At 70.2% G+C, this 21,991-nt stretch carries 21 protein-coding genes; 5 read left to right on the top strand and 16 right to left on the bottom strand.

All coding sequences use genetic code 11. The annotated features are described in order from the left end of the window. Positions 1-41: 41 nt before the first annotated feature. From ACIBK6_RS19305 to ACIBK6_RS19250, 12 genes are all read right to left on the bottom strand, one after another. Positions 42-926, bottom strand: a complete 885-nt coding sequence (locus ACIBK6_RS19305; RefSeq protein ID WP_399052467.1) for an amino acid ABC transporter permease — start codon at positions 924-926, stop codon at positions 42-44. After that, a complete protein-coding gene (locus tag ACIBK6_RS19300) occupies positions 923-1,567 on the bottom strand; it encodes an amino acid ABC transporter permease (protein ID WP_399052466.1) in 645 nt (214 codons plus the stop codon). Before ACIBK6_RS19300 ends, ACIBK6_RS19305 begins: the two co-directional genes overlap by 4 nt. 9 nt (positions 1,568-1,576) lie before the next feature. Beyond that, entirely contained in the window at positions 1,577-2,482 is a 906-nt protein-coding gene (locus ACIBK6_RS19295) for a glutamate ABC transporter substrate-binding protein (protein WP_399052465.1), read from the bottom strand. A 19-nt stretch (positions 2,483-2,501) separates the two neighbouring features. Continuing rightward, positions 2,502-3,245 (bottom strand): amino acid ABC transporter ATP-binding protein, encoded by a 744-nt coding sequence (locus ACIBK6_RS19290; RefSeq protein ID WP_399052464.1) that lies wholly within the window; start codon positions 3,243-3,245, stop codon positions 2,502-2,504. A gap of 144 nt (positions 3,246-3,389) precedes the next feature. Beyond that, the gene (locus tag ACIBK6_RS19285; RefSeq protein WP_399052463.1) at positions 3,390-3,824 is read right to left on the bottom strand and encodes a DUF6278 family protein; all 435 of its coding nucleotides are present in this window, start codon (positions 3,822-3,824) and stop codon (positions 3,390-3,392) included. 82 nt (positions 3,825-3,906) lie between these two features. After that, positions 3,907-4,686 carry an exodeoxyribonuclease III gene (locus ACIBK6_RS19280; protein ID WP_399052462.1) on the bottom strand — a complete coding sequence of 260 codons (780 nt, stop codon included), beginning with the start codon at positions 4,684-4,686 and terminating at the stop codon, positions 3,907-3,909. 30 nt (positions 4,687-4,716) lie between these two features. After that, positions 4,717-5,364, bottom strand: a complete 648-nt coding sequence (locus ACIBK6_RS19275; protein ID WP_399052461.1) for an MBL fold metallo-hydrolase — start codon at positions 5,362-5,364, stop codon at positions 4,717-4,719. Between the two features lie 36 nt (positions 5,365-5,400). After that, positions 5,401-6,693, bottom strand: coding sequence for an alpha/beta fold hydrolase (locus ACIBK6_RS19270; RefSeq protein WP_399052460.1), 1,293 nt, complete (start codon positions 6,691-6,693; stop codon positions 5,401-5,403). A gap of 20 nt (positions 6,694-6,713) precedes the next feature. Continuing rightward, entirely contained in the window at positions 6,714-7,895 is a 1,182-nt protein-coding gene (locus ACIBK6_RS19265) for a tyrosine-type recombinase/integrase (RefSeq protein WP_399052459.1), read from the bottom strand. 792 nt (positions 7,896-8,687) lie between these two features. Continuing rightward, entirely contained in the window at positions 8,688-10,607 is a 1,920-nt protein-coding gene (locus tag ACIBK6_RS19260) for a hypothetical protein (protein WP_399052458.1), read from the bottom strand. Between the two features lie 333 nt (positions 10,608-10,940). Then, positions 10,941-12,161, bottom strand: coding sequence for a hypothetical protein (locus ACIBK6_RS19255; RefSeq protein ID WP_399052457.1), 1,221 nt, complete (start codon positions 12,159-12,161; stop codon positions 10,941-10,943). A gap of 443 nt (positions 12,162-12,604) precedes the next feature. Beyond that, on the bottom strand, positions 12,605-13,267 hold the full coding sequence (locus tag ACIBK6_RS19250; protein WP_399052456.1) for a PQQ-binding-like beta-propeller repeat protein: 663 nt from the start codon (positions 13,265-13,267) through the stop codon (positions 12,605-12,607). Positions 13,268-13,616: 349 nt separating this feature from the next. Here ACIBK6_RS19250 and ACIBK6_RS19245 point away from each other — a divergent pair, with 349 nt between their 5' ends. Beyond that, positions 13,617-14,024 carry a M48 family metalloprotease gene (locus ACIBK6_RS19245; protein ID WP_399052455.1) on the top strand — a complete coding sequence of 136 codons (408 nt, stop codon included), beginning with the start codon at positions 13,617-13,619 and terminating at the stop codon, positions 14,022-14,024. A gap of 326 nt (positions 14,025-14,350) precedes the next feature. Here the strand turns inward: ACIBK6_RS19245 and ACIBK6_RS19240 are convergent, their stop codons facing one another. Further along, on the bottom strand, positions 14,351-15,490 hold the full coding sequence (locus ACIBK6_RS19240; RefSeq protein WP_399052454.1) for a HoxN/HupN/NixA family nickel/cobalt transporter: 1,140 nt from the start codon (positions 15,488-15,490) through the stop codon (positions 14,351-14,353). Positions 15,491-15,705: 215 nt separating this feature from the next. On the opposite strand from ACIBK6_RS19240, the gene ACIBK6_RS19235 reads away from it, so the two are divergent. Beyond that, entirely contained in the window at positions 15,706-16,461 is a 756-nt protein-coding gene (locus ACIBK6_RS19235) for a hypothetical protein (protein WP_399052453.1), read from the top strand. Between the two features lie 24 nt (positions 16,462-16,485). Next, a complete protein-coding gene (locus ACIBK6_RS19230; protein WP_399052452.1) occupies positions 16,486-16,608 on the top strand; it encodes a hypothetical protein in 123 nt (40 codons plus the stop codon). 61 nt (positions 16,609-16,669) lie between these two features. Here the strand turns inward: ACIBK6_RS19230 and ACIBK6_RS19225 are convergent, their stop codons facing one another. Next, the gene (locus tag ACIBK6_RS19225) at positions 16,670-17,263 is read right to left on the bottom strand and encodes a sigma-70 family RNA polymerase sigma factor (protein WP_399052451.1); all 594 of its coding nucleotides are present in this window, start codon (positions 17,261-17,263) and stop codon (positions 16,670-16,672) included. A 158-nt stretch (positions 17,264-17,421) separates the two neighbouring features. Then, positions 17,422-18,291 (bottom strand): hypothetical protein, encoded by an 870-nt coding sequence (locus ACIBK6_RS19220; RefSeq protein ID WP_399052450.1) that lies wholly within the window; start codon positions 18,289-18,291, stop codon positions 17,422-17,424. A 261-nt stretch (positions 18,292-18,552) separates the two neighbouring features. Between ACIBK6_RS19220 and ACIBK6_RS19215 the strand changes: the two genes are divergently transcribed. Together ACIBK6_RS19215 and ACIBK6_RS19210 are read left to right on the top strand one after the other, a co-directional pair. Then, positions 18,553-19,716, top strand: a complete 1,164-nt coding sequence (locus tag ACIBK6_RS19215; RefSeq protein WP_399052449.1) for an MFS transporter — start codon at positions 18,553-18,555, stop codon at positions 19,714-19,716. 40 nt (positions 19,717-19,756) lie between these two features. Further along, on the top strand, positions 19,757-20,767 hold the full coding sequence (locus ACIBK6_RS19210) for a sugar ABC transporter permease (RefSeq protein WP_399052448.1): 1,011 nt from the start codon (positions 19,757-19,759) through the stop codon (positions 20,765-20,767). On the opposite strand, the gene ACIBK6_RS19205 is transcribed toward ACIBK6_RS19210, so the two are convergent. After that, a complete protein-coding gene (locus tag ACIBK6_RS19205) occupies positions 20,764-21,966 on the bottom strand; it encodes an acyl-CoA dehydrogenase family protein (protein ID WP_399052447.1) in 1,203 nt (400 codons plus the stop codon). The two genes, ACIBK6_RS19210 and ACIBK6_RS19205, sit on opposite strands and share 4 nt — an antisense overlap. Positions 21,967-21,991 lie beyond the last annotated feature (25 nt).

The following is a 21,991-nucleotide window of genomic DNA, read 5'->3' as shown; positions in this document are numbered from 1 at the left end:
GGCGGGCCATTGCCCCTGAGCTACTGCACTCCACCAGGGCCTCAAGGGCCTTGGCGGGGCCCTCTCGGCAGCAGCGTCCCTGGTTCGGCCGGTGCGACGTCCACGGCCTCCGTCTTGGGATTGCGCTTCTGTCTCCTGGCCATCCAGGTGGCGAACCAGGAGAGCAGCATGCACATCCCGATGTAGATCGGCGAGATCACCATCACCACGGGGATGAACGGCAAATCGTAGTCGAGATTCGACGCGATGAGCTTCCCCGCATGCAGGAACTCCTCATAGGTGATCAGGTAGCCGAGCGAGGTGTCCTTCAGGGCGACCACCAGCTGACTGATGATGGTCGGCAGCATTGCCCGGATCCCCTGCGGGACCAGCACGTACGTCATGACCTGCGTCTTGCGCATGCCGAGTGAGAATGCCGCCTCCTTCTGGCCGCGTTCCACGGAGTTGACGCCGGTTCTGAAGACCTCGGCGAGCACCGAGCCGTTGTAGAGGGTCAGCCCGGCCACCAGCGCGGGCAGCGGCTGCACCTTCAGCGCCACGAAGATGAAGAAGATCATCACGAGGACGGGCATCGCGCGGAAGAACTCGACGAGCAGGGTCGCGGTCCAGCGCACCGGTCGGTGCTCGGAGAGCCGCCCGGTGGCGAGCACCGCGCCGAGCGCCAGCGAGAACACCGACGCGAACGCGAAGGCCCGCAGGGTGTTGCCGAGCCCGGTGAGCAGCAGGTCCTGGATGCCCTTGTACTCGAACGGAGTCCACTTGGTGGCGGTGAACTGGTTGGTGTCGAAGAGGAGGTAGACGATCCAGCCGAACAGGGCGAGGATCAGGGCGGTCGAGATGATCCCGTAGACGAGGTGGCGCTGCTGGGTCCTGGGCCCGGGGACGTCGTAGAGGGCGGTGGCTTCCGTGGCCAGTTGCTCGGTCATCGGGCGACTCCCCAGCGCAGCTCGAGGATGTTGAAGACGGCGCTGATGAAGAGGGTGATGATCAGGTAGCCGATGGCGATCCAGATGAAGGTCCAGATGATGCTGTAGCCGAGCTCGCTCAACGTCTTGTACGTGCCGAGGAGTTCGGTGACGCTGAACGCCCCGGCGATCGCGGAGTTCTTGGCGAGCGCGATCAGTGTGGAGCCGACCGGCGGGATCACCGACCGGAACGCCTGCGGCAGCACCACCGCGGAGAGGGTCTGGCCGAACGTCATCCCGAGGCTGCGGGCCGCCTCGCCCTGGCCCCTGGGCACGGTGTTGATGCCGGAGCGCAGCGCCTCGCAGATGAACGACGAGGTGTAGCAGCCCAGTGCGATCACCGCGAAGAGCTGGAAGGGCAGCACCAGGCCGAAGCGCGGCAGGCCGAGCAGCACGGCGAAGAACAGCAGGGTCAGCGGGGTGTTGCGCAGCACGGTCACCCACACCGTGCCGAGCACCCGGAACGAGCCGACCGGCGACACCCGGCAGGATGCCATGACGAAGCCGAGCACCAGCGCGAGGGCCGAGGCGTAGACGGTCAGTTCGACGGTGCCGAGGAAGCCCTTGCCGTACAGCGAGAAGTTCTTGGTCAGTACGTCCATGGTGCGGCCTCAGCTCGCCGGGTAGCGGTCGATGGGCGGGGCGGGCGCGGCGGGGCGCCCGGACAGACCGAGCGTCGCGGCGTACGCCTTCTGCCAGTCGCCGTTCTTCTCGTGGACCTCGATGGCGTCGTCGAGCGCGAACCGCAGCGTGTTGTCGCCCTTGGGTACGCCGACGCCGTACGGCTCCTTCGAGAACGGCTTGCCGACGACCTTGAGTTGGTCGGGCACCTTGGCCGCGTAGCCGCTCAGGATGGTGTCGTCGGTGGTGACGGCGGCGACCTGGAAGGTGAGCAGGTTGTCCACGCACACCGAGTAGGTGTCGTAGGCGACCATCTGGACCTTCGGGTAGTCCTTCTGCATCCGCTGGTACGGGGTCGACCCGGCGGCCGAGCAGACCCGCTTGCCGTTGAAGTCCTGGGGCGCGCTGACCTTCTTCTCGTCGGTGCGCACCAGCAGGCCCTGGCCGGCCTGGTAGTACGGGCCCGCGAAGCCGACCAGCTTCTTGCGGTTGGCGTTGATGGTGTAGGTGCCGACGTAGTAGTCGATCTGCCCGTTCTGCAGGGCGGTTTCGCGGTTCGCCGAGGCGATGGTCTTGAACTCGATGGTCGTGGGGTCGAAGCCGAGCGAGGCGGACATCATCTTGGCGATCTCGATGTCGAAGCCGGTGTAGACGCCGGTGGCCGGGTCCTTCTCGCCCAGGTAGGGCTGGTCCTCCTTGGCGCCGACGACCAGGTGGCCGCGGTTCTTCGCCCGCTGCCACACCGAGGAGCCGGGGAGGCCGAAGCCCTGGGCGACCGTGTAGTGCGGCAGCAGCTCGGCCTTCGGGCCCTTCACCAGCGGGCTGCCCGACTTGCCGCAGCCGGCCGCGGCCAGCGCGAGCAGCAGTGCGGCGAGCGCACGTCGTTTGGCCATCATCGTTGCGTACACCCCCCGTTCAGTGCTTGAGGATCTTGGAGAGGAAGTCCTTGGCCCGGTCGCTGTGCGGGTTGGTGAAGAAGTCGTCGGGGGTGCGGTCCTCGATGATCCGTCCGTCTGCCATGAACACGACGCGGTTGGCGGCGGAGCGGGCGAAGCCCATCTCGTGGGTGACGACCACCATGGTCATGCCGTCCCGGGCGAGCTGCTGCATGACTTCGAGCACCTCGTTGATCATTTCCGGGTCGAGCGCCGAGGTGGGCTCGTCGAAGAGCATGACCTTGGGGTCCATGGCCAGGGCGCGGGCGATCGCCACGCGCTGCTGCTGGCCGCCGGAGAGCTGGGCGGGGAGCTTCTCCGCCTGGGAGGCGAGGCCGACCCGGTCGAGGAGTTCGCGGGAGCGCCGGTCGGCGTCCTCCTTCTTGCGGCCCCGGACCTTGATCTGGGCCAGCGACACGTTCGCGAGGACGGTCCGGTGCGCGAAGAGGTTGAACGACTGGAAGACCATGCCCACTTCGGCCCGGAGCGCCGCGAGGCCCTTGCCCTCCTCCGGGAGGGGGCTGCCGTCGATGGCGATCGAGCCCGACTCGATCGTCTCAAGACGGTTCATCGTCCGGCAGAGCGTCGACTTGCCCGAGCCGGACGGGCCGATGACCACCACCACCTCCCCGCGGTCGACGGTGAGGTTGATGCCCTGGAGGACGTGCAACTTCCCGTAGTACTTGTTGACGTCACGCAGCTCGATCAACGGATCGACGGCCATACGCTGTCCTGCCCACTCATCGCTGTGTCGAGGTCAGCGCAAACTATCCAGCCCGGTAGGGCACTTCACTTCGACACGCACGAATAGGGCATAAACCGTATTTTGACCTCAGCGGTCTACGGAGGGATGTTCGAGTGCGGGGGCTCAGGCCTCCGAGGCCTCGGCGTACACCTGGAACAGTTCGGGCGCGCCGGTCGCCGCCCAGGTGAGGCCCGCGTCCACCACGTCGACCTCGCGGCCGGAGGCGAGCCGCACCACGGGCTGACCGCTGGGCCAGACGTCCCAGCTCGCCCCCGGGACGGTGCGCACGATGACGGTGCCCAGATACAGCCCGGCGTCGTTGCCGAGCCAGGGCAGCTCCTCCGGGTCCTCGCGCCAGCGCGGGGTCAGCTGGTCGAGGGCGCCCAACGAGGCCGGGGAGTCGTCGAGTTCGAGCTGGTTCTGCGCGGCCCTGGCGCGCAGCAGCTCGCACTCGGAGAGCAGCTCCGCGACGCCCTCCGGATCTTCCCTGACAGCCCCGTAGACCGCCACTCCGCGGGCCGATGTGTGCCGCTTGCGCCAGTTCTGGAGGAAGTTCATACGCTCCAGGCTGCCATTCGAACGCGAGGTTGCACCACAGCCACGCGGGATCCGGTGCCGCCCGGGACGGCCGGGCCCCGGGTCAGACCTCCAGGTCGACGACAACCGGAGCGTGGTCGGAGGCGCCCTTGCCCTTGCGCTCCTCGCGGTCGACGTAGCTGTCCTTAACGGCCTTGGCGAACGGCTCGTTGCCGTAGACCAGGTCGATGCGCATGCCCCGGTTCTTGGGGAACGCCAGCTGGCGGTAGTCCCAGTAGGTGTACGGACGGTCGTACTTGAGCGGGCGGGGCACCACGTCGGACAGGCCCGCCGCGCGCAGCGCGGCGAGCGCGGCGCGCTCCGCGGGGGTGACGTGCGTCAGCCCCTCGAAGACCTTCGGGTCGTAGACGTCCTCGTCGGTCGGGGCCACGTTGAAGTCGCCGAGCACCGCGAACGGGCGCTGCCCCGCCGCGTCGTCGGCGACGGCTGCCTTCAGGGCCTCGAACCAGCTCAGCTTGTACGCGTAGTGGTCGTGCTCGACCTCGCGCCCGTTCGGCACGTAGACCGACCAGAGGCGGACCCCGCCGCAGGTCGCCGAGATGGCGCGCGGCTCCTCGACGCCCTCGTAGTCCGGGCCGCCGGGCAGTCCGGGCACGACGTCGTCGAGGCCGACCCGGGAGACCAGGGCCACCCCGTTCCACCGGCCGGTGGCGTTGACCGCGGACTCGTAGCCGAGCTCGCGCAGCTCGGCGGCGGGGAAGCCCTCGGCGGTGGTCTTGGTCTCCTGGACGCACAGCACGTCCGTGCCGGTGGCCTCCAGCCAGGCCAGGAGGCGGGGCAGCCGGGCGGTGATCGAGTTGACGTTCCAGGTGGCGATGCGCATGGATCCCAACCTACCGCCCGGCTGTGACAGTCACAGTTCGGTCGAGTCCCCGGGCGCGAGACGTGCGTGGTCGGCGCCGCCGAGGCCGCCGATCTGCGCGTCGTAGATGGGCCGGGCGAGGTCGGTGAGCAGGGCGTCGTGGATGTCGATGGCCCGGCGCGGCTTGACCTCGCGCACGTAGTCGATCACCTCGGAGATCTTGCTCCAGGGTGCCTGCACCGGAAGCATCAGGGTGTCCACCGCGTGGTCCGGGACGGTGAGCGCGTCGCCGGGGTGGAAGACCGAACCGTCCACGAGATAGCCGACGTTGGTGATGCGCGGGATGTCCGGGTGGATCACGGCGTGCAGCTCGCCGTGCACCTGGATGTCGAACCCGGCCGCGCTGAAGGCGTCACCGTGGCCGACCGTGTGGACGCGGCCGGGAAAGGCCGCCGAGATCTTCTCCGCGACGCTGCGCAGGGTCCAGATCTCGGCGGCCGGGTTGGCCTCGAGGCCGGTCCGCAGCCGCTCCTCGTTGAAGTGGTCGAGGTGCTCGTGGGTGACCAGGATCGCGTCGGCGCCCAGCGCGGCGTCCGCCTCGCTGAAGGTGCCGGGGTCGATGACGAGGGTGCGCCCGTCCTTCTCCAGCTGGATGCAGGCATGGGTCTTCTTGGTCAGTTTCAGGCTCATGACCCCCATCCTGCTCCCGGCGGCGCGGACAGGCACAAGATCAGGTCAACCCCGGGGCGTCGTTTCCTCCCGGACGACCGCGCCCGCGACCCGGAACGCGGCGCTGGCCTGCGGGACGCCGCAGTACACGCCGGTCTGGATCAGCACTTCCTTGATCTCGTCCGGGGTGAGCCCGGCGCGCAGCGCGGCCCGGGTGTGGGCCGCGAGGTCGTCCAGGTGACCGCCCGAAGTCAGCGCGGCCAGGGCCACCGCGGCCCGGGTCCGCCGGTCGAGCCCGGCCCGGGACCACACCTCGCCCCAGGCGTAGCGGGTGGTGAGGTCCTGGAAGTCGGTGCCGAACGCGTCGGCACCGGCTGTCTCGGCGTCCACATGGGCATCGCCGAGCACTTCGCGGCGGATCTTCATGCCGAGCTCGTACGGATCCGGGCTCTCGGCGGCGGGTTCGACCGCGGCCGGGGGCGCCTCGGCCGGGACCGGAGGCGAGAGGGGTACCAGGGGCGCCGGTACGGCGGGGAGCGCGGGCATCGCGACGTGCCCCGTACTCGAATCGAGCACCGCCTGCCAGGCCGTCGAGAAGTGACGTACGAGAAGGTCGGTGACGGCGGCCGGCTGCTCGACCGGGGCGAGGTGGGAGGCGCCCGGCACCACGGCGAGGCCGGCGCCGGGAATGCCCGCGACCAGGGTGCGGGCATCACCGGGCCCGGTCACCCGGTCCTCGGCGCCGACCAGGGCGAGCGTGGGGGCGCCGATCCGGCCCAGCTCGGCGCGGATGTCGAAGGCGGCGAGCGCCTCGCAGGCCGCTATGTAGCAGCCGGGGTCGGTGGTGCGGACCATCTGCACGGCCCACTCCACGATCGCGGGCTGGGCGGCGGCGTAGCTGGCGGTGAACCAGTGCTCGGGCGCGGAGCGCGCCATCGGGTCCATGCCGTTGGTACGGACGATCACGCCGCGCTGGCGGAACTCGTCGGCGGTGCCGAACCGGGGCGAGGCGGCCACCAGGGCCAGCGAGGCGACCCGGTGCGGGTGGCGCAGAGCCAGGTCGGCGCCGATGGCCCCGCCGATGGAGCAGCCGGCGTAGCCGAAGCGCTGGACGCCGAGTCCGTCGAGGGTGGCGATCAGGCGGTCCCCGAGTTCGGCGACGGAGTCGGCCGGCTGCGCGGGGGCGCCGCCGTGGCCCGGGAGGTCATAGCGGAAGACCCTCCAGGTGCCGGCCAGCTCGGGTATCTGGCGGTCCCACATGTGCCATGTTGTCCCGAGGGAGGGGCCCAGAATCAGGACTGGGGCGTCTTCCGGCCCGTCAAAGCGGTACTGCAGGGTCTTCGTCGTCGTCTCACTCACCCGACCCACGCTCCCACGTCTCACATTTCTCTCACCACAGGGGTCGGGAGACCGGTCAGACCGCTCCAGGTATCGGCCGCCGAGCGGAGGTCTTCCACGTCCGGCTTCACGTACCAGCGCTTCGTCGTCCTGACGTCGGCGTGCCCCGCCCATCGGGCGAGGAGATGATCAGGGACCCCATGGTTCGCCAGGTAGGTGAAGCAACTCGCGCGGGCATCGTACAAACGCACCCGCCGCAGCGCATTACCGGCCATGACCTTGTACGCCTGCTCGCGCAACTGCCGCACGTCGAGCGGCGCCCCGAACTCGTCCACCAGCACATACCCGCTGGTCTCATATACCCGACCCGCCGCCAGCTTCTCCGCCGCCTGAGCGGCCTTGAAGCCCCTCAGGGCTTCTCTGACGGGATCAGGCAGCGGAAGGCTCCGCTCGCCGGCGAGCGACTTCGCATCCTTCTCCACCACGATCTTGTTCCCCATCAATGTGCGGGTGTTGGCAACGACCAGGGTGGCTTGGTCCAGATCCAGATCGGCCCAACGCATGCCGCACACCTCTGCCGGGCGCAGACCCATCAACGACAGGAGGAAAGGGGCGTACAGCCGGTGGCCCTTCACGGCGAGCACGAAGGCATGGACCTCCGCGACACCCCAGGGTGGCACCTCGGCCTTGGCCTGGCGCTCGGCCTTACGCACCTTCCGGGGGATCGTAATTTCCTGGGCGACATTCACCGCGACCAGGCGCCGTGTCACGGCCCGGTTGAGTGCCTCCTTCAGCCGCGTGAGGGACATCTCCACCGAGGTGACCCCCAGCCCAGGCCCCGCCTTCGTAGCGCGTACGCGGCCCTCCCGAAGCGCCCACAGCATCCACGCCTCGACATCGTCCTCGGTGAGCTCTTGAAGCCGAATGTGTCCAAGCCTGCCCCGGACACGGTCCAGGGTCACCCTGTAGGTGGAGATCGTCGACTCTTCCAGATCCTCCGCTTTCTTCGCGAACCACTGATCGAGCCACTCGTTCACAGTCAGCTTGTGGCGTGGCACCAGCGCCCCTTCGTGACGCCGCACCGTGATACGCGCGTACTCGGCCTCCGCCTCCCTGAGCGTGCCGAAGGTACGGGTCAACTGCTTGCGCTTCCCAGTGGCCGGATGGGTCCCGACGTCGACCACAAATCGGTACCGGACCTGCCCCTTCGCGTTCGGCGGCAACTTCTTGATCGGATTAGACAGGATTACTCACTCTCCTTGGGGGGCGTGGAAACTCCACATCAGCGAAGGCATCGCTGCATTTCAGCGAGCACCGCGGTCATCAGGGGAGCAGGCATCGGTGCTCTCCCCGTCCGGGGCTTGCGGTGCTGTCTGCTTCATCCGCCACGGCTCCGCTGCCAAGCACAGCCGAGTGCGAACACCCTCAATACTCGGTACGATCCCCGGTTTCGGTAACCGGGGATCGTCTGCTATGTATCGCCTCGCAAGGCGAGAGCTCGTCCGTCACGGCTACACAGACCCCCCTCGGGGGCCACCCTGTCGAACCCAGGTCAGGGGCACTCGACGATCGACAACGATCACCGGCGAGCTGGTCGGAAGCGCAGGTCCTCGACACATTCCAGAACACCAACAATGCGGGCGACAGTCCGCGTTGCCGCTCCGCAATACAACGCTCAACCTCACTCACGCGTGTACTTCAGCGCGGTTGCACTGCTACGCGCTCAGCGATCCGACCGTGATCGTCTCGCGACTGGCGACACTTTCGTGAAGCACGGCTATCTCCCTGCTGCGCACCGATGGGGCTGGGCTCCCAACAACAGCAACTTGACGGGGCTGATCGGTGGACTCCTCGCCCATCATGGATGGGTTGGGCCGCCAAACGACGTCGCACGCCAGTAGCGCTCGTACGGCTGGGGTACGGCTGGCGCTCGCGGGGTTGGTGCAGGGTGATCGGCAAATGCGTGCCGGGGTTCGGTGTCAGGTCGCTACGGTCGCCTTGTGGGGTGTCAGTGTTCAGCCTTCGGATGCCATGGCTGCCGTGGCCGCGGCCAGGATGCGGTGCAGGACCGGGACTGGGATGGCCGGGTTGGTGACTGCAGTGCCTGCCGTGCCGCGGTTGTGCAGCAGCCCGGCCAGGACGCGGGCCGGCAGCCGCGGATTGCGTATCGCGGTCCCGCGGACGTGGGCCGCCGGGTCGTTCAGCAGGCGCACTGCGTCGGCCGGTGACAGCCGGGGGTCCTCGGCCGCGCGGCAACGCACCTCGGCTTCAGGGTCGCGGGCCAGGCGCGCGACGTCGGCCGGGGTGGACTCCGGATCGTCCAGGGCCAGGCGGCGCATCCGCCCGCTGGGGTCGTCGGCGTAGCGCAGCAGGCCCGTGCAGGGGAAGTTGGGGTGGCTGCGGGGGCGGTCGGGGTGGCTGAGGCTGCCGTCCCACCAGCGCCAGACCTCCAGCAGCAGGTCGGCCGGCGCGTCGTCGCATGATTCGGCGAGGAACAGGCGGACCACCCGGTCCTCGTCCCGCGCCAGACACTCCACGACGTCCGGTGGGAGATGTTGGGCGCGGGCCACGCTGCGGCGGATGAGCGGATGGGACGACGCGGCCAGGCGGCGCATCGCGTCAGGGTCGCCGTGCAGGTCCGCGACCCAGGACAGGGTGTGCGACGCCAACGTCGGGTCGAAGTCGTAGCGCACTGCGGCTCGTTGCTCCTCGGTGAGGTCGGGGCGGAGCGCCACCGTGGAGCGGATGTCGTCCAGTGGGTCCTGTGCCAGGACGGCGACGGTGTGCGCGCCCAGGCCCGGGTTGGCGGCCAGCGCCCGGCGCACCTCCGCATCGCTGTCCCGGACCAACTCCGCCTCCAACTCGGGCTCGAAGCGGCACCGTTCGAGTGCATGCCGCTGGGCGAGCAGCGCGGCGAAGACCTCGCGGGGCATGGGGGTGCCGGTGTGGTGGGCGAGCAGCGCCGCCGCTCGCACCGCGTTGTCGGTGTCGGCCAGCAGCCGCCCCTGCAGCGGCGCGGTGAGGTCCTCCCACCAGGTGCAGGCTGCCGTCCGTACCCGGGCATCGGCGTCGACCGCGAGGCTGGGGAGGTGGAGTGCGGGGAGCCTCGGGAGTTCGGCGGCCAGGGCGCGGGACGGCCCGGCGAGGAGGTCGTCGTACAGATCCGCGGGAAGGTCGGCGCCCCAGGCGCAGGCATGCTCCGCCCACAGCACACGCCGCCTCGGCGACGGTTCGGCGCGGACCAGGCGTACCCACTGCTCGGACGTGAGCTTGGGCCGAAAGGTATCGGCGGGCCTGGAACGTACCCGCGGATCGGGATGCGCCACGGCGGCGTCGAGGACGGCGGGCCGATCGCAACCGTGCAGGAACCCCTCGTACACATCCAACAGCCGGATCAGCAATTCGTCCGGTGCGGCCGGATTGGACCCGATCCCCTCCGCCCAGTGCAGAGGCCACGCAGGCTGGCTGGGCACCGCCGCCCATACCGCGGCGCGCTCGACCTCCGTCTCGCGCCCGGCCGCGACGGCGGCCGCCTCCAGCCGCTCCGACAGGCGGTCAAGGGCCGTCACCCGAGTCCCGTCCGCACATGGCACCTCCGCCAGCAACACCTGCCCGTCGAGGGAGAGCGCCACGAACCCGGGGTCACCGGTCAGCCCCGGCACACCACCGACGACATGGCGAACCCGGGTCCACCAGGAGTCGTTACCGCCGATCCGATGACCCAGGATGGCCACCAGGAACTCGCCGTCAGCATCGCAAAGGCGGCGCCACCACGCGGCGTCGAGCCCTTCTCGGGTTGCGCTGTCCGGCGCCGCAATCCCCCGTGCGATTCGCCAGGCGGCCTCCGGCGGGAACAGGCTGCCCGGGTGCACATCCTCGACGACCATGAGTCCGGCGCGGACGAGTAGTTCCTGGAGTCCCTTTCGGTGCTGCACCCGTTCATGATCCCCGCCGGCTCGCGGCGGGACAAGGCCCTCAGCCCGCATCGACGCCCATGCCGGGGTCAGCTCGGTCTCGAACACACGCGCCTAATAGGCCAGGCATGACAACATCCGTTGCCGACCTGCCAGTGGAGTCCGGGCAGCGCACGTCTTCACCCTCAACGCCTCGGCCCTCACCACCAACCGCCTGCTGTTGGCCATCCTCGAGCAGCGCCAGCAGACCGACGGCACGGTCGCCCGTCACGGAGGCGCTGCGGTGCCAGGATGCGGCCGCGGGACTCATCGCCTGAGGCCCGAGGTCACCTCCCGCTCCTGGATCTACCGCTCCTAGTTGTCGACAACGTAGACCTTCTCTCCGACCATCAGCGGCGCATCGGCCGGCCCCTTGATGTACGGACCGCGCCAGATCACACGGTGCTCCTGAGCGCTGGGATACCACTGCCGCACCTTGTGCATCCGCACCGGCCAGCGGTGGTGGTACACCCGTGCTCGGGCAGCCTCTGTCTGCTCTCCAGTGCGTGGAGCCGGAACTTGTCGGGCCAGGCGGATCACCCGCACTTCCGGGTCGTAGGGCTCACCGACCTGGCCGATCCCAGCCGAAGACTCGGTGGGGTGAGTGACCATCACCCCCTGCGCGGCCAACCGCCAGAACGCGAACATGTACCGGCAGGCGAAGTCGTCGTAGGTGTCTACGATCTGCTCTCCACCGCCCCACTCACCCACCTCGGGAACCGGTTCAGCCCGCCACTGCGCCACCTCATTCAATGCGCTCTGGAGTCGGCGGTGCTCCGCGGTCAACTCTGCCAACCGCTCCGCGCTCTCATCCGCGAAACATCCATCGCCCCGCATCCCGTACATCCCGTCCGGCACCAATCTCGGCAACGGCGAGCCACTCGCCCGCGCCTGCGCGAGAGCCAGCTGCCACTCGACCGGCTGCACCGGTCCGTCCCGGTCCATGAACGTCGTGACCCGCACCCCGGGATAGGTCGCCGTCGGTTGCACCTGGTGCTGCACGATGAACTGCCAGCCGAACGCCGCAGTATCCGACAACGAGCCCGCCCGGTTCACCGTCACCACCGGCTCCGGCAACACCAGCAACCCCACAGGCATCACGACGTCCTGTTCGCGGCGGAGAGTGCTCACATCAGCCGGCTCCAGCGTCGCCGCCGCAGCCATCACCGCAGCATGTGCCGCCGGCGACACCACCAGGACCTCCGCCTCCCGGAACAGGTCTGCTGCCTGACGCGTCTGCCAATCCGCCGCAGCCTGCGGGCCCGACGGCCACGGCGGCCGCACGCCCTGCTTCCCCAGCAACATCGCACACGCCAGATCCCACGCCGACTCATCACCCCCCGGCAGAACACTGAACAACTCCCCCATCACGTTGTTCAGATTCGCCGCCAGACTCGCCCGCACCCACGGATTCCCCGGCAACGCCAGCAACCCGTCATCCTTCATCCGCTTCGCAGCGCGCGCCGCCCCAGCCGCAGTCCACTGCCCGGCCTTCTCCCGACTCCGCTCCCGCTTGCTTCGGCTCGCCTTCCCCATCGCGTGCCACCTCCCCTTGACGGCACCACCCCTACCCGCAGCCCGAACCAAGGACACGCCGCAATCCAGACAGCGTTCCTGCGGACGGCACCAGCTGGGACCGTGCAGACACCGCCACGATCTCCGTCGCCCTGCGAGGAGCGGAAGAGTGCGGTGCTGCCAGCGGCGACCATCCGGAGCTTCAACTCGCCGGTGAGCAGTCCAGGCTTCGACGCTCCGCCCAAGCCCAGCGGTAGACCTCCCGCGCCACATACCGTTTCAAGCAGCGGGTGATCTTGCGCCGGGTCTTGCCTTCCGTCAACCGTGGCTCGTAGTACGCCTGCGTACACGCATCCCAGCGCAGCCGGGTCAGCGCGAGGCGGTGCAACGCAGCATTCGTCTGTCGCCTTCACCGACTTGCCCGGCAGAGACAGCTCTGCCTGATCGACAAGACAGTGTTCGGATCACCGCCCGACCGAGCACTCCAGGACTCGACCGTCGACGGTCCCCGCGAGCACATGGCCTCGGGCCACCGCGGCCAGGGACAGTGCAACCGTCGGCGTTCCGTCGACCTCAAGGTCCATGCGCCATCGCAGCGAGCCGTCGTCGGCATCCAGTGCCACCAGGGCTCCGGAGTTATCGGCCACGTAGACCGTGTCCTCATCGGTGTCCAGGGCGGTGGCGGGGTGATCGGTGCGGTACTCCCATTGCACAGCGCCGCTCAGGGATCGCCGTATGACATAGGCGCCACCCGGTTGAAGCCCGTAGCTGTCGTGGACTGTGCCGGCGCAGACCAGGGACTGCCCCAACTCGACTGCCGGACCGCCGAAATGATGTTCCTCCGGCACCCAAGAGTGTGGAAAGAGCCGGCGCAGCGTCCCGTCAGCCCCCAGAGCGGTGACCCACTTGTCCCGGTGAGACTTGGCTGGGTCAGTGCCTACCAAGGCGTGGGGGCGGCTCGCGCGCCGGACCGTGAACAGGTGGTTGAACACGTCGAAGGGGCCGACCTCCGCTCCGGGCACCGGGCCGTCGAGATCGAACAGCAGCAGGCGTGCGGGACGCTTCCGGCGATCACCCAGCGGCCTCAGGACCATGCTGTCTGCGCCCGCGACGAGAACCGCGAACACGTCCGGGCTCAGGGTCTACCAGCACCTGCCCGGTATCGATCGCGATCCGCGCGATGCGCGGTGCGGGAGTCTCCCAGCGTCTTCCCGACCAGCTACTGCGGCGTTCGCCATTGACCCACACCGATGCGCCGTCGGGAGACAGGACCAACTGCCGGCCGTCTTCCTCCTCCTCGACCGCCCACTGCCGCCCTGAGGCGGTGCACGACCGACCGCCGTCCCGGGGCGAGGGACGGCCGCAGCCCATGATCCCCCCAAGCGACGGCGCACCCCATGGATTTCCTGCCCGTTGCGTCGTCCCCCCTCAGCCGGACCCGCCTCGCAGGCAAGCCAGTTCAGGTGTGACCCGATCGTGCGGCAGACCCATCCGGCTCCCGACGCCTACGCCCTGCCCGGCCGCCCCGGAACCCCTGGGTCGGTGGTGGTCACCCGTGGCATGCTCCGCGCGCTGCCCGCCGACGAACGGCAGGTACTGCTCGCCCACGAACGCGCCCACCTGACCCACCGCCACCACCACTACACCAGCGCCCTCCAACTGGCCGCCGCCTGCAACCCGCTCCTCGCCCGGCTGCGCGACGAGGCGGCCTTCCAGATGGAACGCTGGGCCGACGAAAGCGTCGCCCACGCGGTCAACAACCGCCCGCTGCCCGCCCGTTCCCTGGCCCGCGCCGCCCTCGCCGCCGCCCACGCCGCCCGCGCTCAAGGATCAAGCGCCGCCCTCGCCTACCTGCGGCACAAGGTCACCGCCCGACGTCGATGACATCGCCATACTCACCGCGGACCATCCCCGGATCACAGCCGAGAAGGTATGACCGGTAGCGCCCTTTACGGCGCGGCGGCCGTCCGCGTCTTCCCTTCGGGACGGCTGTAGCGTGCCCGTGTGCCTGCGTGGACGGCGACCACGGCACCGGACTCTATGGCTCGGACTGCGAGGACGACGGGGCGCCGCACCGATGCCGTCCGTGCTCCCGACGCGCTGAAGGCCGAGCAGTCGGCGCGCCTGCCGGGGCCATCATCTGGCGTCTGGAGGCGCCGGGAACAGACGGAGCCGACCGGGGCCGGCCGGGGGCCAAGAGCAGCCGCGTCTTACTCGGCTTCCTGGCGCGCAGGTGTCAGGCCGGCCGTCCACTTCTCCTCGATGCGGCCCAGCTTCCACACCATCATGGCGACGAGCCACGTCGCGAAGAAGAGGCCGACGATGACGAACCCGATGACGTTGAGGTCGAGCCCGCCGATCCAGTCCCAGAACGCGCCGTGCAGGTCGAGCTTGTCGGCGAGGAGGCCGAGGAGTTCGACGGTGCCGATGATGAGGGCGACGGCCACCGACAGGCCGGTGATGGTGAGGTTGTAGTAGACCTTGCGGACCGGCTTGGAGAAGGCCCAGCCATACGTGAAGTTCATGAACGAGCCGTCGATGGTGTCGAGCAGCGACATCCCGGCGGCGAACAGGACCGGCAGGCACAGGATCGCGTACCAGGGAAGCCCGGACGCAGCGCCCGAGCCCGCGAGCACCAGCAGCGCGATCTCCGTGGCGGTGTCGAAGCCGAGGCCGAAGAGCAGCCCCATCGGATACATCTTCCAGGGCTTGTCGACCGACTTCATCAGTCGGCCGAGCAGCCGGTTCATGAAACCGCGGTTGTTCAGCTGCTCCTCCAGCGCCGCCTCGTCGAAGTCCCCGGCGCGCATCTTGCGGAAGACCTTCCAAATACCCACCAGGATCAGAAGGTTGATGCCCGCGATGAGGTAGAGGAAGACCCCAGACACGGTGGTGCCGATCAGGCCCGTGACGTTGTGCAGCTGCGAGTTGTCGTCGCGGACCGGGTCGGCGAGGGCTTTGACACCGAGGGACAGCAGGAAGGCCAGGCCGAAGACGACCGAGGAGTGGCCGAGCGAGAACCAGAAGCCCACCGACAGCGGACGTCGTCCCTCGTTCATGAGTTTACGGGTGGTGTTGTCGATGGCCGCGATGTGGTCGGCGTCGAAGGCGTGGCGCATGCCGAGCGTGTAGGCGGTGACCCCGATGCCGACACCGAACGACTTCGTCCCGATGCTGTAGTGCTCCGGCGCGACGATCGCCACCAGCGTGAACCAGCCGATGACGTGCAACGCCAGAATGAACGCGCCCATCCCGCCGAGCCGGGCCCATTCCTGGCGCGTCATGGACGCCCGCAGACGGCGCAGCCGGGGTCGGGACACAGGCGGTGCGGACGTGGGAGTGACGGTCATGCTGGTGCTGCTCTCTGCTGTGCGGACGGACGGACTGGATCCAGCCAATTGCACACAGGCCGCAACTGCAACCAGTGGGCAGTAAAGCCGGGTCAAGGGTCGGCCTTGCCGCCAGGCGTCTCACCTGCCCCGGGACCACTGCGGGTGACCACGCACAGTCCACTTACTTATACAGTGTTATTGCGAAGTATGTGCAACAAGAAGGCGTGGTCCGCGTGGACGGTTCACTAATGGTGCTGGGCATCGAGTCCTCGTGCGACGAGACGTGCGCCGGGCTCGTCCGTGGCGGGCGGCGGCACGTGGCCGCTGACCCCCTGGAGCACAGCCCGCTGCCCGACCCGTGCAGGGTCCTGATCGTGTCCGGCGGGCACACCTCGCTGCTTCTCGTACGCGACCTGGCGCGCGACCCGATCGTCCACCTCGGCGATACTTTGGACGACGCGGCCGACGCGTGCCTCGACAACGTCGCCCGTGTCTACAGGCTGCCCCACCCGTACTTCAGGGGCGCCGAGGGGTCGATGGACGCCGCCCAGGGCGTAATGGCACTGCTCGTCCGCCCGGTACCGGGTGAGCTGCTGCTGTCCTTCGCCGCCGGGATACGCCGGGTATACGCGGAGGCGTTCGCGGCACACCCCTGGCAGGAGGACGAGGCGGGGGCCGATCGCTGCCTGGCGCGGCTGGCCCGCGACGTCGTACGCCCCGGGTTCGCCGTGGCGCTCGCTCTCGACCGGGAGACCGTGCTGGGTTTCGCCACCGCCTGGACGACTCCCGACACCTTCCCGTCCGACCGCTGCTATCCGCAGGTCTCGGCGGCTCTCGGCCCGGACCGCACCGCCGACTGGCTGTGCGGCAGCCGCGAAGTCGACGAACTCGCCGTCGCCGGACAGGCACGCGGCATCGGTCTGGGAGCGCAGCGCGGCTGCTCGACACCGTCACCATCGACAGGCCCGACGGCCGGTGCTGGCTGCTGAACTTCCGTCCGCGCCGAGGCCACCATGCGCTTCTACCGCGGCCTCGGATGGACCCAGGCCACCCACCCCGCGCCCGGCGGAGCCGGGATCGCCGCCTTCCTCGGCCCCCGCCATCCGGCCCGTACCGCCGCCACCCCCGCACTCTGAACGCCTGACCGACAAGGACGGCGGCCCGGCCTCAGCCGGGCCGCCGCGCCTCGTCGCTCCGTCAGGCCGCGACACCCGCCAAGGCGGGCCGCTCGGCGTCGCGCAGTCGCTCGATCAGTGCCGCGCGGGCCCGGTTCACCCGGGAACGGACCGTTCCCACCGGGCAGTTGCTCATCTGCGCCGCGTCGGCGTAGGGCAGGCCGAGCAGTTGGGTGAGGACGAAGGCTTCGCGGCGCTCGTCGGGCAGGGCCGCCAGGAGGTCGGCGAGGGCGATGCCGTCGTCGAAGCCGGGCAGGCCCCTGGGTTGGGCGCGTTCGACGGCCGACTGCCAGTCGTCCGTGTCGGAGAGCCGGGGCCGCGCGGCGGCGTACCGGAGGCTGTCGACCACCGTACGGCGGGCGATGGACAGCAACCAGGTGCGGGCCGAGGAGCGGCCCTCGAAACGGTGCAGGCTGCCGAGCGCCCGCAGGAACGTGTCCTGCGTCAGGTCGTCGGCGGCCTGCGGATCGGCGCCGAGGTAGGTGACGTACCGGCGTACGTCACGCTGGAGCGCGCGGATGAAGTGCTCGACGGCTTCGGGGTCGCCGCCACGGGCGGCGAGCGCCCAGGCCGTTATCGACTCGTCGCGCGAGCAAGGCGAGGCAGGAGTGGTCACCTGGGTGTCCTTCTCGGGATTCCGGGATCCGGACCGGCCATTGCGTCGGCGGGTCCGGTGAGGGGGTACGGCCACGCGGAGGAATGCGCGGACGATGCCCGAGGGCGCGCCGGAAGGACTGACTTGTCCGTCACGCGGCCTCGGGAAACCGGCTGTCGTCAGTTGACAGCGGTCCCCAGGGGCGGACCCCGAGAAGTGACGGCGTGTGCGAGGAAGAGCTGGCGCAGGACGTCCGCGGTGCGGCGACGGCGGGAGGGCATGCGCGGCCGGTGGGGCGGCGCTGGGACGACGAGTACGAGCCGGAGCGGAGCGACGAACCAGCCGGCCAGCGCCCGCAGGATGCGGAAGGCGGCGCGCTCACCGTAGGCGAGCCACAGCCCGCTGAGCAGCGCGGCCAGCAAGTGGGCGGCCAGCATGCCCATCGACGACATGCCCGCCATGTCGTGGCCCATGGCGCCCATCGACCCCATGTGGCCCAGGCCCATGTGAGACATGTGGTCCATGGGCGTCGTGGAATTCATGGCTTCCATGCCGCGGGCCATCGAGCCCGCCGACATGTGCGTGGGCGACGTAGACGGCATGGATGACATGGACGACATCGACATGTGGCCCATGCCCGGCGGAGCCGAATGGAGTCGGCTGCCAAGCCCGGCGTCGGTGACCATCCGCACCGCCTCGGCCTCGGGCAGTGGATCGGCGCTCGACGAGCCGCAGAGCAGGTACTGCGCCCACTGCTGGGCGAAGGACGCTCCGCCCGGCAGCGCGGGGCGCACCACGGCCTGGGCCAAGGAGAAGGAGGAGTGCAGGACGACCTGCGCGGCCACGGTCGCCGACACGACCAGGGCAAACCCGCGTTCCCTCCCAGCCAGGCACCACCCTGTGCCTCCGGTGGCAAGGGCTCCAGCGGTCAGGGCCCACCAGGGCACCGAAGTGCCCGACATCAGCGCGTGCCCCATGACCGCGAGCAGCACGCAGACGGCCGCGAACATCGCGGCCCGAATCGCTCGGCAATACCCTCCGGCAGTCATGGCGGGCTCATCTTTGCACCCGCGTCTTGGGCTTCACCCTCGGGTACGCAAATTGAGCGAGGCCCTCCGCCGATCCGCCCGCTGTGATCCAGCGCACATCAACGGGCCGGAACCCGCGGGGCGTTCGGGCCGACTTCTGAGGGAGCTTCGACGGCGGATGCAGTACGACGGGGACGGGACGAGGGGTCAGTGATGGTGGCTGTTGGTGGGGACCCGGGAGGGAGCGAGGACATTGCGGGCCGGGGAGCAGCGACCGGCGCCATGACCGCGTTGCTGACGTCGGCCATGGCGTTCTCCATGCTCCAGCTGTTCCTGCTCGGCGCACTCGGCCCCCGCCTCTCGGACGAACTGCATGTCTCACCCACCGTGCTCGGCCTGACGACGACGGTCGGCTTCGGTGCCGCCGCCGTCCTGTCCCCGCTCGGCGGACGCGTGGTGGACCGGGTGGGCCCGCGCCGCTGCCTCGTCGCCCTCCTGCTCGCGTCCGCCGCGGCACTGGCGCTGATCGGATCGGCTCCGAGTACAGGGTTCCTGCTCGCGGCGGTCGCACTCGGCGGGCTGCCGCAGGCCCTGGCCAACCCCGCCACCAACAAGGCGATCCTCGCCGCCGTCCCACCCGCTCGCCGGGGTTCGGTGACCGGCATGAAGCAGTCGGGGGTGCAGCTGGGCGCCTTCGCGGCGGGCCTGCCGCTCACCGCGCTCGCCGGGGTGGCCGGATGGCGGGGCGCGGTGTGGACGGCAGCCGGGGCCGCGCTCGTCGCGGCGGCCTGGGCGGCCCGCACGCTGCCCGCCGACCCGCCTCCGAAGTCCACGCCCGCCGTGTGGGCACCGAGGGGCACCATCGCCTGGCTGTCGGCGTTTTCACTGCTCCTCGGGTGCGGGATCGCCTCGGTGAACACCTACCTGGCGCTGTACGGTGCGCGGCGGCTCGGGCTCGGGCCGACTGCGGCCGGTGCGCTGGTGGCGGTCCTCGGCATCGCCGGGATCGCGGGCCGGATCGGCTGGTCGAAGACGGCGGGACGGCCCGGCCGCGCCGTGTGGCTGCCGGGCGGACTGGCGGCCGGGGCGGTCGCGGCGGCCCTGTTGCTCTCCGCTTCGCGGTACGCGCACCCGCTGGCCTGGGCCGGGGCGGTGGCCGTGGGCGTGTTCGCGGTGGCCGCCAACGCGGTGTCGATGGTCCTCGTCCTGCAGCGCGCCGAGCCGGGCCGGGCCGGACAGGACTCGGCGCTCGTCTCGGCCGGGTTCTTCACCGGGTTCGCGGTCGGGCCGACGGCCTTCGGGCTGCTGGCGGAGGCCGGACGGTACGGATCGGGCTGGCTCCTGGTGGCCGCCGAGTTCGCCGGGGCCGCTGCCGTCGCCCTGGTGTGGGCGGTCCGCGAGTACCGGCTGGTGCAGGAACGAGACCGGTCGGAGGTACGACGTTGACGGCACTGCCACTCTCGCTCGATCCGCCCGGCGTGCGACCGTGACCCCGCTCCCCCTCGATCCGCCATGCGCCCCGACCTGGGCCGGGCCCGCGCTGGACGCGCTCCTCGATCGGGTCGCCGTCACCCGTACCGAAGTCGGCGACCGCTTCCCGCTGTTCGCCGACCCGGACAGCGGCGCGTGGACGACGACCGGGCGCGGCTCGTGGACCGGCGGGTTCTGGGCCGGGCTGCTGTGGCTGCGCGCCAGGCGCTCGGGAGAGATCGCCGACCTGACGGCCGCGCGAACCTGTACGGACCGGCTCACGCACTGGTCGCAGGCCGACACCGCCGCCCGCGGGCTGATCCTCTGGTACGGCACGGTCTTCGCGGAGCGGGAACAGCGGGACGCGATCCGTGCCGAGGCGGCCCGCGCCTGTCTCGGCTCCTTCGAGCGGGAGTTGGGGATCGTGCCGTGGGGCTCCGCCTTCGGCGGGCCGCGCCTGGTGGCCCGGGTGGACGGGGTACCCGGCATGGTGCCCCTGCTCGCGACCGTGGACCCGGACGCGGCGCGCTCCCACCTCCGTACCCACCTCCGGCTCTGCCTCGGCGACGGGCCGCCGCACTGGTCCTGGCAGCCCACCCCGGGGACCGGCTGGACCGCCCTCGCCGATCCGCCCTCCGGCTGGAGCCGGGGCCCGGCCTGGCTGCTGCTGGCAGCGACCGAGGGCGTACGACATGCCAATGAGCCCGAACTCGCTTGTTTGGTAGGGCAGTTGACGGACCCGCGCCTGATCCCGTTGGCGGACGCGACACGTGTCGACGGACCCGTCGACACCTCCGCGGCGGCGATCACGGCGCTCGCCCTGCTCACCCTCAGCCGGACCGAACGCGCCCTGCCCATCCTTGAACGGCTGGTCAAGGAGCACCTCACGGACACCGGCCGCCTGCTCGACGGCTGTTACGACCTCCACGGCGGAACGGCCGTCCGGCACGAGCTGGTCTGGGGCACCTTCTTCCTGGCGTACGCACTCGCGCTGCTCACCGGCCTGGCCGGGCCCGAGGACATCTAGCCCCGACACTCCGGTCCTGTGCGCAGTACCCGCCGGGCGACGGACGTGATGTGCAGTTCGTCGGGGCCGTCGAGGATGCGGGCCGCGCGGCCGGTGCGAAACAGTGCGGGCAGTGGGGTGTCCGGGCCGAGCCCCTCGGCCCCGTACACCTGGATCGCCGAATCGGCGACCCGCTGGAGCATGCGGGCCGCGGCCACCTTGGCCAGGCCCACCTCCACATGGGCGTCGAGACCCGCATCGAGGCGGGCCACGGCCTCGTGGACGAGCGGGCGGGTGGTGCGCAGGGCCAGCAGCGCCTCGAAGACGTGGAGCTGGACGAGTTGGTGATCGCCGAGCGGGCCTCGGGAGGTGGTGCGGGTGCGGGCCCGCTGCCGCAGGAGCTCGAACGCGCGCTGCGCCTGGCCGAGCCAGCGCAGACAGCGCAGGGTGCGGCCCAGTTGAAGGCGTTCGCCAGCGACCGCGAGGGCGGTGCCGGGCGCGCCGATCATGTGGTCGGCGTCGACCACCACGTCATCGAGCTCGATCTCCCACTGGCCCGCCGCGCCGAGGACGGGCAGTTCCCGTACGAGACGGAAGCCGGGCGAGCTGGTGGGGACGAGGAGGAGGGACAGCCCGGCACGGTCGCCCGGCGCGCCGTCCGTGCGAGCCAAGACGGTGATGAGGTCCGCGTCGGCGGCGCCGCTGGTGAACCACTTGCGGCCGCTCACCCGCCAGGTTCCGTCGTCGCCGGGGCTGGCCCGGGTGGCGGTGAGGAAGGGGTCGCTTCCGGGGACGCCGGGTTCCGTCATGGCATAGCAGGCCCGGAGTTCACCGGCGACCAGTCGCTTGGGGTACTGCTCGCGGACCCTCGGGCTGCCGTGGCGCCACAGCATCCCCACGTCGAGGAGCGGTGCGGACCCCAGGGCCGACGGGCCGTGGTCGCTGGCCCCCTCGGCCTCGGCGATGTGGGCGTAGTGGCGCAGCGGGAGCCCTTGGCCGCCGAGTTCCACGGGCAGCGGCAGCGCCCACAGGCCCGCCTCCTTGGCCGCCTGCTGGAGGGCACGCAGGGCCGCGACGGCATCCGGCCCGCCGCCGTCGAGCACCGCCTCGTGCGGGACCACCCGATCCCGTACGAACGCGGCCACGCGATCCTTCAACTCCCTTATCTCAATGGGCACTTCGGGCTGTCCACACAGTTCCGTCGTCCTACTCTCCGCCATTTTTCTCCACGCTCCCGGGAACCCG

Origin of the sequence: Streptomyces sp. NPDC050485 (assembly GCF_044458185.1) — a bacterium.
In the GTDB taxonomy this organism is placed as follows: domain Bacteria; phylum Actinomycetota; class Actinomycetes; order Streptomycetales; family Streptomycetaceae; genus Streptomyces.
The sequence above is the reverse complement of the archived record's forward strand: the minus strand, read 5'-3'. Positions and strand labels throughout refer to the sequence as shown.